The 10641-nt window shown below is 70.3% G+C and carries 14 protein-coding genes; 5 read left to right on the top strand and 9 right to left on the bottom strand.

What is annotated here, in order from left to right; translation table 11 throughout:
* The 5 genes from ACRWK7_RS09135 to ACRWK7_RS09115 form a co-directional block, all read left to right on the top strand.
* Positions 1-220, top strand: a 220-nt coding sequence (locus tag ACRWK7_RS09135; RefSeq protein ID WP_431855897.1) for a hypothetical protein, incomplete at its 5' end; no start/stop codon positions are given.
* A gap of 14 nt (positions 221-234) precedes the next feature.
* A complete protein-coding gene (locus ACRWK7_RS09130) occupies positions 235-1257 on the top strand; it encodes a formate dehydrogenase subunit gamma (RefSeq protein WP_431855896.1) in 1023 nt (340 codons plus the stop codon).
* 17 nt (positions 1258-1274) lie between these two features.
* On the top strand, positions 1275-1733 hold the full coding sequence (locus ACRWK7_RS09125) for a PepSY domain-containing protein (RefSeq protein ID WP_431855895.1): 459 nt from the start codon (positions 1275-1277) through the stop codon (positions 1731-1733).
* A gap of 71 nt (positions 1734-1804) precedes the next feature.
* Positions 1805-2758: a WD40 repeat domain-containing protein gene (locus ACRWK7_RS09120; RefSeq protein ID WP_431855894.1), complete on the top strand. Its 954-nt coding sequence runs from the start codon at positions 1805-1807 to the stop codon at positions 2756-2758.
* A gap of 54 nt (positions 2759-2812) precedes the next feature.
* Positions 2813-3499, top strand: coding sequence for a class II aldolase/adducin family protein (locus ACRWK7_RS09115; protein ID WP_431855893.1), 687 nt, complete (start codon positions 2813-2815; stop codon positions 3497-3499).
* 3 nt (positions 3500-3502) lie between these two features.
* Here ACRWK7_RS09115 and ACRWK7_RS09110 read toward each other — a convergent pair whose 3' ends face one another.
* From ACRWK7_RS09110 to ACRWK7_RS09070, 9 genes are all read right to left on the bottom strand, one after another.
* Positions 3503-5503 carry a sensor histidine kinase gene (locus tag ACRWK7_RS09110; protein WP_431855892.1) on the bottom strand — a complete coding sequence of 667 codons (2001 nt, stop codon included), beginning with the start codon at positions 5501-5503 and terminating at the stop codon, positions 3503-3505.
* Between the two features lie 108 nt (positions 5504-5611).
* Positions 5612-6397 (bottom strand): DODA-type extradiol aromatic ring-opening family dioxygenase, encoded by a 786-nt coding sequence (locus ACRWK7_RS09105; RefSeq protein WP_431855891.1) that lies wholly within the window; start codon positions 6395-6397, stop codon positions 5612-5614.
* 154 nt (positions 6398-6551) lie between these two features.
* Complete coding sequence (locus tag ACRWK7_RS09100; protein WP_431855890.1) at positions 6552-7034, bottom strand: F0F1 ATP synthase subunit B; 483 nt, start codon at positions 7032-7034, stop codon at positions 6552-6554.
* Positions 7034-7666, bottom strand: coding sequence for an ATPase (locus tag ACRWK7_RS09095; protein ID WP_431855889.1), 633 nt, complete (start codon positions 7664-7666; stop codon positions 7034-7036). Before ACRWK7_RS09095 ends, ACRWK7_RS09100 begins: the two co-directional genes overlap by 1 nt.
* A 165-nt stretch (positions 7667-7831) precedes the next feature.
* The gene (locus ACRWK7_RS09090; protein WP_045581937.1) at positions 7832-8056 is read right to left on the bottom strand and encodes an ATP synthase subunit C family protein; all 225 of its coding nucleotides are present in this window, start codon (positions 8054-8056) and stop codon (positions 7832-7834) included.
* A gap of 75 nt (positions 8057-8131) precedes the next feature.
* Complete coding sequence (locus ACRWK7_RS09085; protein WP_431855888.1) at positions 8132-8875, bottom strand: F0F1 ATP synthase subunit A; 744 nt, start codon at positions 8873-8875, stop codon at positions 8132-8134.
* A 12-nt stretch (positions 8876-8887) separates the two neighbouring features.
* Positions 8888-9250, bottom strand: a complete 363-nt coding sequence (locus ACRWK7_RS09080; RefSeq protein WP_431855887.1) for an AtpZ/AtpI family protein — start codon at positions 9248-9250, stop codon at positions 8888-8890.
* Positions 9251-9457: 207 nt separating this feature from the next.
* A complete protein-coding gene (locus tag ACRWK7_RS09075; RefSeq protein ID WP_431855886.1) occupies positions 9458-10057 on the bottom strand; it encodes an SCO family protein in 600 nt (199 codons plus the stop codon).
* 45 nt (positions 10058-10102) lie between these two features.
* Positions 10103-10582 carry a hypothetical protein gene (locus ACRWK7_RS09070; RefSeq protein WP_431855885.1) on the bottom strand — a complete coding sequence of 160 codons (480 nt, stop codon included), beginning with the start codon at positions 10580-10582 and terminating at the stop codon, positions 10103-10105.
* Between the last annotated feature and the right edge of the window lie 59 nt (positions 10583-10641).

Genomic DNA, 10641 nt, shown 5'->3' with positions numbered 1-10641 from the left:
GCGAGTCCGAGGGGGGAACACAATGACCACCAAGTCCATCACGCGCCTCCTGGTCGTCGGCGCCGCGCTGGCTGCGGCGGCGGGGCTGCTCGCCGGGTGCAACGATGAGGAGCGTCCGCTCCACTTCGAGAAGGGCAAGTACGTCGGGCCGCAGGACGCGCCGCTGTCGGCCGAGCAGCTCGATTCCCTGAAGCAGCGCGTCAACAACGGGCGGTTCTGAGCGGAGGGCACGACATGACGTCCTGGTGCAAGGCGGCGCTCGCCGCGCTGATGCTGGTGCTGGGTGTGGCCGCTGCCGGGACGCCGGCGCGCGCAGCCGATACGGCGCCAGCGGGAACCCACCAGCTGAACACCGCCGCCGACGCCGACGTCTGGCGGGCGATCCGCCAAGGCGTGCAGGGCACCTCCAGCTTGCCCAACCCGCGCGCCGGCGTGCTGATCCAGTCGGAGGGCGAGAGCTGGCGGGCCTTGCGCAACGGGCCGATCGCCACATACGGCGCCTGGGCGCTGGCCGGCATCCTGGTGGTGCTGGTGCTGTTCTTCCTGTTCCGCGGCCGCATCCGGCTCGACGCGCCGGCCACCGGCCGCACGGTGCAGCGCTTCAACGCGATCGAGCGCGGCACCCACTGGCTGACCGCCGGCAGCTTCATCGTGCTGGCGCTGACCGGGCTCAACGTGCTGTACGGCCGCTGGGTGCTGCTGCCGGTGATCGGGCCGGAGGCGTTCGCCGCGCTGACCGGCTGGGGCAAGCTGGCGCACAACTACCTGGGCTTCGCCTTCATGGCCGGGGTGCTGGTGACCTTCCTGCTGTGGGTGCGCCACAACATTCCGGAACGCGCCGACCTCACGTGGTTTGCCCAGGCCGGCGGCCTGTTCAGCAAGAACGTCCACCCCGCGGCCAAGAAGTTCAACGCCGGGCAGAAGGTGATCTTCTGGGCGACGGTGCTGGGCGGCGCCGGGCTGAGCTTCACCGGGCTCGCGCTGCTGTTCCCGTTCAGCTTCGGCGGGCTGCAGGACATGCAGCTCTACCAGATGATCCACGCGGTGATCGCGCTGGCGCTGGCGGTTGTCATCATCGGCCACATCTACATCGGCTCCATCGGCATGGAAGGCGCCTTCGACGCCATGGGCTCCGGCCAGGTGGAGGAGGAGTGGGCGCGCGAGCACCACGCCCTCTGGCTGGCCGAGGTCAAGGGCGAGCGCACCGACCCGCGCCAGCGCGGCGGCGGCCACGGCCACCACGCGCCCGCCGAATGAGGAGGACACCGCACCGCATGCGCACCGCCGTCGCCTCCCTGCTGATCGCCGCCGCGGCCGCGTGGTCCGCGGCAGCCCAGACCGCCACCCCCGCCGAGCTCGCGCCGCAGGCGCAGGCCGCGCTCCAGGCCGAGCAGCCGGCGCCCGCCGCTGCTCCGGCCGCCGCCGTGCCGACCAAGCCCGCCGACGAGGTGAAGCGGCAGATCGAGAAGGAGTACGGCGTCACCGTGCTCCGCATCCGCGACCTTGTCCGCGAGGACGGCAGCCCGGCCTATGCCGTCACCGTGATGAACCCCGGCGGCGACCGCAACAGCGCCTTCGAGGTCAGCACGCTGGAGGTGGACGCCCGCACCGGCACGCTGGTCCCGCAGTTCCGCCACGCCGCCGACGGCTACACCGCGTCGTCGGCCGGCCAGCATGACCCGAACCGTTCCACCGGCAACCCGGCGGTTCTGCGCGGGCACACGTGGCGGTGACGACCGGGCGGTGACGCCTGTTTGAGGGGGTGAGGGGCTACGCCGCCGGCTTGGTCGGAGGGGAGCAGGCGATGGAAACGGGAAGCCGCGCGTTGACGGCGCTGATCCTCGGTGCCGGCCTGCTCGCGGCCCCGCTGCACGCCGCGGACCTCATCGGCCACGGCGCCATGGTCAACGCGGTCGCCGTATCGCCCGACGGGCAGCGGGCGCTGACCGGCAGCTGGGACTATTCGGCGATCTGCTGGGACCTCGCGGCGGGCAAGGAACTGCGCGCGTTTCAGGAGCACACGGGCGGCGTCAACGCCGTCGCCTTCCTGCCGGACGGCCGGCGCGCCCTGACCGGCAGCCGCGACTCCACCATCAAGCTGTGGGACTTGGAGACCGGTGCCCTGCTGCGCAGCTTCGAGGGGCACACCGGCAACATCGTCGGCCTCGCGGTCGCGCCCGACGGCCGGCGCTTCGCCTCGGCGGGCTGGGATCCGTCGGTCAAGGTGTGGGATGTGGAGAGCGGCGCCCTGTTAACCACGCTGACCGGCCACAGCGCCAACGTCAACGCGGTCGCCTTCACGCCTGATGGGGCGCGGCTGGTCAGCGCCGGCTACGACTTCCAGGTCCGTGTCTGGGACGCCGTGACGTGGCGCGAACTGGCGGTGCTGGAGGGGCACGAGGGCAGTGTCAACGGAGTCGCCGTCTCGCCCGACGGCCGCACCGCCGCCACGGTGTCCAGCGACGAGACGGTGCGGTTGTGGGACCTTGCGACCTTCAAGCAGCTGCGCGCCTGGACCGGACACACCGGCTTTATCACCTCGGTCGCCTTCGCGCCGGACGGGCGAACGCTTCTGACCGGGGGAGGCGGCGACCGCACCGTGCGCCTGTGGGATGTGGCGACCGGCCGCCAGCTGGCTGAGTTCACCGGGCACGCCAAGCCGGTGTGGGCGGTGACCTACACGCCCGACGGCCGGCACGCGCTGTCCGCTGGCTATGACGCGGTGGTCAAGGAGTGGACCCTGCCGGAGCGGCGTTGACAGGAGCCGGGCCGCCGTGGCGTGCTCGGCCGACCACCCTCGGAGTGCCTGTCCATGAACCTGCCCAACGCCGAGCTTCGCCGCGCCATCATCGACACCTGCCTCGCCATGAACCGGTTGGGCGTCAACCAGGGCGCGTCGGGCAACCTGTCGGCGCGCGCCGACGGCGGCTTCCTGATCACGCCGTCGGGCATGCCCTACGACGAGACGAAGCCGGCGGACATCGTCGAGATGGGTTTCGACGGCAGCTACGCCGGCGAGCGGCGGCCGTCGTCGGAGTGGCGCTTCCACCGCGACATCCTGGCGGCGCGGTCCGACGCGCAGGTGGTGCTGCACGCCCACCCGACCTTTGCCACCGTGCTGGCGGTGTACGGCCGGCCGATCCCGAGCTTCCACTACATGGTGGCGCTGGCCGGCGGCGACAGCATCCGCTGCGCCCCCTACGCCACCTTCGGCACGCAGGAGCTGTCCAACCACGCGCTGGCGGCTCTGGAGGGCCGGCGCGCCTGCCTGCTGGCCAACCACGGCATGATCGTGCTGGGCAACGACCTCAAGGGTGCCTTGGCACTGGCGGTGGAGGTGGAGGCGCTGGCGCGGCAGTACGTCTACGCGCTGATGCTCGGCGAGCCGACCATCCTGCCGCCCGAGGAGATCGAGCGCGTCGCGGAGAAGATGCGCAGCATGAAGTACGGGCAGGGCGGCGGCGGCGAGCCCGATCCGGACGCGCCGCGGCGGCGGTGAAGATCACTCCGCCGGCTGCGGCAGGGCGCGCGGCTCGGCGACGGTCAGCAGGGGACGGACGTCGCGCCCTTCCTTGCCGATCAGCGGGCGGTCCCCGGCGGGCGGCTCGTAGACCGCAGGCAGGGTGAGGATGATGCGGGTGCCGTGCCCGGGCTCGCTGGACAGCTCCAGGTCACCGCCGAGCATCGCCGTGTAGTGGCCGACCAGCGTCAGGCCAAGCCCGGCGCCCGGCACCTTGCCGCCGCCCGGCGCGGGGCCCTGCACGAAGGGCTGGAACAGCCTACCGGCCTGCGACGGCGGGAAACCGGCGCCGGTGTCCGACACCGTGAAGCGGATGCAGGCGCGGCCGTCGCGGTCGGCGCGCTCCACCGACAGGGCGATGCTGCCGGCGCGGGTGAACTTGCAGGCGTTGTCCAGCAGGTTCAGCAGGGCTTGCCGCACCTTGCCGAAATCCTGGTGCATGGCGCCGAGCGACGCCGCCCCGATCACCGTCAGCGTGTTGCCGTTGAGGTCGGCCACCGGCAGCAGACGCTCGCGCAGTTCGGCCAGCAGGCGGGCGACGTCGAAGTCCTGCAGCTCGACGTCCACGGTGCCGGCCTCGATCTTGGCGTAGTCGAGAATGGCGTCGACCAGACCGACCAGCTGCTCGCCCGACCATTGGATCATCTCCACGTCGGTGGCGAGCTCGCCGGCGCCGACGCGGTGCAGCTCGCTCATCAGCGACTGGCTGTGGTGGATGATGTCGTTGATCGGGCGGTGCAACTCCTGACCCATGTTGACCAGGAAGTTGGTCTTGGCGAGGTCCTTGGCCTCGGCCTGCTGCTTGGCCTCGAGCAGCGCGGCGTGCGCCTCCGCGGCCTCGCGCTGCAGTTCCTCGACCTCGGCGGCGTTGGCGCGCAGGGTCTCGACGGCGCGGGCCATGGTCGCCAGTTCGTCTCGGCCGGCGCTCAGTCCGGCCGGCGCCGGCAGCAGCACGGCGTCGGTCTTGCCGGCGGCCAGCGCGGCCATGGCGCTCGCCACCGCGTCCACCGGGCGGGCGACGCTGCGCACCACCAGCCAAGCGGCCAGCAGCCCGAGCACCAGCAACGCGCCACCGAGCCACAGGGCGGTCTCCACCCAGCGCTCCGCCCCCTCGGCAAGGCCACGGCGCAGCGTGGAGGCGAAGCCGTCGTTGCGCTTGCGCACCTCGGCGGCGCGGGCGCTGATCAGCCCGGCGTTGGGATCGAGCGCCTGGAAGCGCAGCTGGTCCTCGTCGTTCACCACCTCTTCCAGCCGGTCGAGCACGCCGGCGCTGGCGGTGAGCATGTGGCGGGTGTCGAAGATCAGCTGGCGGGTGCCCTGCACCCAGACGTAGCGGTTGATCTCCTGCAGGCGCCCGCGCACCGTCTCGACCGCGGCGCGCATCGCCTCGGCCTCCTTGGGGTCGCGTCCGGAGGCGTAGCGCGCGGCGTGGTCGGCCATCGCCTGCACCGCGGCGGCGGCGTCCGCCGCCAGCGCCGCCGAATCGACGCCGCCGGCCTCCTTGAGCTGGGCGAGCTTGCCCTGCATCTGCTCGGCCATCGGGTCGAGCACGCCGGTCAGCAGGCGGGCGCGCTCGCCGCGCAGGCTGACCAGCCGCTCGAAGCCGTCGCGGTAGGAGTCGAGCGCGGTGCGCGCCTCGGCGACGGCGGCGGAGTCGGGGGTGCCGGCGGTCGCCTCGGCCAGCACGGCGAGCCGCGCGCGCAGCGATTCGTGCTGCTGGCGCACCGTGCCGAGGCTGGCCTCGTCGTCCATGCCGAAGTGGTCGCGGACCGCGACCTCCAGGTCGCGCATGCCGATGTCGACGTCGGCGGCGATCTGCGCGGCACCCGCCGAGGCGGAGTAGGTGCCGACGTTCTGCGTCACCGCGCGCAGCGACAGCAGCCCGAGCGCCGCGAGCACGAGGACCAGCCCGAAGGCGATCCCGAAGCCGAGGGTGATCCGAGTCGCCACCTTGAGGTCGCGCAGGGCGCGGAACCGAGTCACACCAGCTCTCATACGGGCAGTCAAAAACGCGCCGCGGATTGTAGCGGTACGGGGGCGGTTAAGAAACAGACAAGTACGGGACAATCCGCGACTTGATGCGCCCTGGGCTCAGCCGGCGTGGAAGGCGTAGGCCTGCATGCCGATGCTGCCGTGTTCGAAGCCGTCGTGCAGCCGTTCGGCGCGCGGAGCCGGACCGGCGGCGCCCAGCGCCACCGGCAGCGGCAGGAAATGCTCCTCCGTCGGATGGGCCACGCGGGCTTCCGGGCAGCGCTCGGTCCAGCGGGCGATGCCCTCGACATCGCCGGCCATCAGCGTCTCGTCGAGCCAACGGGCGAACGCGTCCGCCCAAGGTGCGGCGCCGGTCGCGCCGAAGCGGAAGTCGCGCAGGTTGTGCACCGCGCCGCCGCTGGCGAGGATCAGCACGCCTTGCTCGCGCAGCGGCGCCAGCGCGCGGCCGAGCGCCACGTGGTCGGCCGCGCCGCGGCGGGGCATCACCGAGAGCTGCGCGACGGGGATGCCGGCGTCGGGGTACATGAGCTTCAGCGGCACCCAGGCGCCATGGTCCAGGCCCTGCACCGGGTCGGCGCTGCCGGCGATGTCCTGCGCCCGCAGCAGGCCGAGCACGCGCTCCGCCAGTTCCGGCGCGCCCGGGGCGGGGTAGCGCATCTCGTACAGCGCGCGCGGGAAGCCGTGGAAGTCGTGCACCGTCTCCGGCCGGGCGGCGCTGCTGACCGTGGGGGCGGCGGTGGTCCAGTGCGCGGAGACCGCCAGCACCGCCGATGGCCTGCCCAGCCGTTCACCCAAGCCGGCGAGGAAGGCGCGGCCGGGCGAATCCTCGAGGATCAGCGTCGGCGCGCCGTGCGAGACGAAGACGGTGGGGAAGGGGGCGGGCATGCGGTGGTCTCCTGTTTCTGCCCCCTCCCTAGCCCTCCCCTGCTTGCGCGGTGGAGGGAAGGGGAGGGGCAATCCTCAGAAACCAATATGGCCAAAGAAAAACCCCGGCCAAAGGCCGGGGCTTCTCGAAACAGCGTTGCCGGGGCGACAACAATCAGTGCAGGTGCCGGGGCAGGTCGGCGATCGACGCCTCGATCAGCTTGTCGGCCTGGGCGGGCTGGATGCCCTGGCTGAGCAGCTGGCGGCTGGCAGCGATGGCGATGTCCACCGTCAGGTTGCGGACCTCGGCGATCGCCTGGGCCTCGGCCTGGGCGATGCGGTCCATGGCCTGGGCCTCGCGGCGCTTGAGGGCTGCTTCCAAGTCCGCGGTGGACTGGGCGCGGATGCGCGCGGCCTCCTCGCGGGCGTGGGCGACGATGGCCTCCGACTCCTTCAGGGCGTCGGCCTGACGCTTCTGGTAGGAGGCCAGGGTGGCCTGGGCGTCCTCGCGCAGGCGCTGGGCCTCGTCGAGTTCGGCGCGGATCTTCTCGGCACGGGCGTCGAGCATCGAGCCGATGGCGGCCGACGCCTTCTTCCAGATCAGCGCCATGAAGATGACGAAGGCGACCGCAACCCAGAATTCAGGGGCTTTCAGCATCAGCGGCGCTCCTCAAGAACAGAGGCGACGGCGGCTTCGGCCTGGGCCGGGTCGGCGTCGATGCCCGCCAGCTTGGACGCGATCTCGCGGACGATGCCGACGGCCTCGCCACGGACGTTGGCCAGGGCCTGTTCCTTGGCGGCGGCGATGCGGGTTTCGGCCTCGCGCAGGCGGTCGGCGATCTGCGTGTTCAGCGCGGACTGCTTGGCCTGGTTCTCGGCCTCGAAGGCGGCCACGGTCTCGGCGATCACCGCCTGGGCCTGGGCGCGGGCATCGGCCATCGCCTTGTCCACGGTGGCCATCACGGCTTCCGCCTCTTCCTTGAGGCTGGCGGCCTTGGAGAGGTCGCGGGAGATGCGCTCCTGGCGCTCTTCCAGGACCTGTGCCACCACCGGCAGAGCCTTCTTGGACAGCAGGTAGTAGAGGGCGCCGAAGGTGAGCGCCAGCCAGAAGATCTGGGTCGGGAAGGTGGCGGGATTGAGCTGCGGCAGGCCACCGCTGCCGCCATGCTCGCCGCCGTGCTCGGCGGTCGCCGCGAGGACGGGGGCGGCCATCACGGTCAGCGTGGCGAGCGAGGTGCCCGCAACGCCCGACCAGCGGGCCAGCCGTCCCTTGGCCAACAGGTTCGACATGATCGGTCCCCCAAGGCAAAGGTACGGCGCCGAAAGCCCCCCAAAGAACCTTTGGGACCGCCCGGTTTCAACGGAAGCTTCCGTGGGCGGGTGCCCACGGAAGCCCGTCGATCCGGAACTGGAGCCGGCGCCGCTTCAGAAGCGAAAGTCGCGTCTGGACGAGCCTTAGGCGAACAGGATCAGGAACGCGATCAGCAGGGCGAACAGCGCGACGGCTTCCGTCAGCGCGAAGCCCAGAATGCCGATCGGGAACACCTTCGGCTGCACCGCCGGGTTGCGGGCGATCGAGCCGATCAGGGTCGAGAAGATGTTGCCGATGCCCAGGCCGACGCCGGCGAGGGCGATGACGGCCAGACCGGCGCCGATGAACTTTGCGGCTTCAGCTTCCATTGTACTCATTCCTCTTCTGAAGGGTGAACTGGTGATGGGTAATGCGGAACGTCCGGTCGAAACTCGGTGCCGATCTCAGTGCAGCTCGAGAGCGTCGCGGATGTACAGGCAGGTCAGGATCGAGAAGACGTACGCTTGCAGGAACGCGACCAGGAACTCGAAGCCGGTCAGCGCGATGTTGATCGCGATGGGAACCAGACCGACGAGGAAGCCGACCGAACCGAGCCCGCCGATCATCAGGACCGTGAAGCCGGCGAACACCTTCAGCATGGTGTGGCCCGCCATCATGTTGGCGAACAGTCGGATCGAGAGGCTGACCGGGCGCATCACGTAGGAGATCACCTCGATCGGGATCAGGATCGGGGCGAGCGCGATCGGAGCGCCGTGCGGCATGAAGAAGGAGAAGAAGTGCAGGCCGTGCTTGATCAGCGCCAGCACCGTCACGAACACGAACACCGTCAGCGCCATCGCGAAGGTCACGATGATGTGCGAGGTGAAGGTGAAGGTGTAGGGGATCATGCCCAGCATGTTGCCGAACAGGATGAACATGAACAGCGTGAAGACGAACGGGAAGTACGGCTTCGCGTCATGCCCGGCGTTCTCGCGCACCATGCCGGCGACGAACTCGTAGAACATCTCGGCCAGCGACTGCAGGCGGCCGGGGACCAGCGCGCGCGCCTTCATCCCGTGCACCAGCAGGCCGTACACCAGCAGCGCGGCGACGACCATGAACAGCGCCGAGTTCGAGAACGACACGTCGAACCCGGCGATGATGAGTTGCACGATGGGGTTGATCTGGAATTGGTGCAGCGGATCCAAGGTCGTCCTCGCTCAATGTCCGTCGCCGGTGGGGCGCTCTGGGTCTTCTTTTTCGTTCCGGCGGTAGCCGGGAGCCAAGCCGAGCCCGGAGACGGCCCGGTAGACGTTCATAATTCCCGCCGCAGAGCCCAGAAAGAACATGACGATCAGGCCCCACGGTGCTGTACCAAGCCAGCGATCGATCAGCCACCCGCCGCCGACGCCGACGATCATCGCGGCGACCAGCTCCACCCCGATCCGCCAGGCGACCCCGATGGGGCCCTGCGGGGCGCCGGCGAACCGGCTGGGCCCGGAGCGTAACTCCTGACCTTCCCGCGCCTTGCGCAATCGGGCGTCGAGCTCTTCAAGCGATGGAGGACGCTTTGGGTCGGTCATGCCGTTGTCATGCCCCGTTGCGTTTCCCCGTTCGCTCGCCACCACGCGAAAGCGGCGAGACCATACGGACAGGGCACTACCCTGTCAAGAAGCAAAACCCTTGCGGCAAGTGCTTGAAAAGCCGGAGATTCCGGATTATCCGGCTGGTTTCGGACGAGGATTCGGTGCGGTCGAGCCTTCGCTGGTGCGGAATCCGTCGAGCCCGGGTCAACCGCCGATGCGTTTCTTGATGTCGGTGGCCATCTTTTCGGGGCTGGTGCCGCCGGGGAACACGGCGATGAATTTCCCATCCGGCCCCATCAGGTAGACGAAGCTGGAGTGGTCCATCAGGTACCCCTCGCCGCTGCTGCCGGGTGCCTTGGCGGCGTACACACGGTACGCCTTGGCGACCGCGCGGACCTCGTCCGGCGTGCCGGTCAGGCCGACCAGCCGCGGGTGGAACAGCGGCACGTAGTCGGCCATGTGCGCCACCGTGTCGCGCTCCGGATCGATGGTGATGAACAGCGGCTGGATCCGGTCGGCGGTCGGGCCGAGCTTGTCCAGCGAGGCAGCCATGGTGCTCAACTCGGTCGGGCAGACATCGGGGCAGAACGTGTAGCCGAAGTAGATCAGCAGGTATTTGCCGCGGTAATCGGCGTCCGTGACCGTCTTGCCGGTGTGATCGGTCAGCCGGAACGGCCCGCCGACGGCGGCTGCCGAGGTCTCGACCTGCTGGGTGGCATGCCGCACCTGCCACCAGGCGATGCCGGCGGCCAGGGCGAGTCCGACGAGGGAGGCGAGCGCGATGCGCAGGATACGGGCCTTCATGCCGCCCAATGAAGGGTGTCGCACGGCCAAGGTCAAGGGGCAAGGTCAAGGGGCTGTGTCGTTCGGCGTCTCGGCGAGCAGCGCCGTCACCAGGGCGCCGAAGGCCAGGAGGAAGAGAGCGGCGTGGATGGCATGGCCGGTTTCCCACCGGTTGCGCACGCTGACCCAGTCGGCCGGCAGGGTCTCCGGCGTCCACCCGTTCAGCACGGTGTTCATCGGCGCCACCAGCAGGAACCAGACGGTCAGCCCGGCGGTCACGCACACCGCGGCCGTCAGCGTCCAGCCGAAGGCCGGCCGGCGCCTCCGGACGCGGAAGGCCAGCCACCAGGTGAGCGCGATGGCCAACAGCTCGATGCCGGCCCCCAGCGGCACGCCGAAGGCGATGTAGAGGTTGTGCTGGACCGTCAGCCAGTCCGACCCGGCCAGCCGCAGCTTCCCCGGAATCTCCATGACGTGGCAGACGGTCAGCGAGAGGGTCAGGGTGACCAGCAGCAGATCGACGAAGCGAAGGAGCTTGAGGGGCATGGGGCAGACCTCCCGCCCCACCAAGATGACCCGGCCGGAGGCGCCGTCAACGCCCCGCC

It is taken from the genome of Azospirillum sp., from assembly GCF_050789165.1.
Note: the sequence above shows the minus strand (reverse complement) of the source record. Positions and strands in the feature narration are given on the sequence as shown.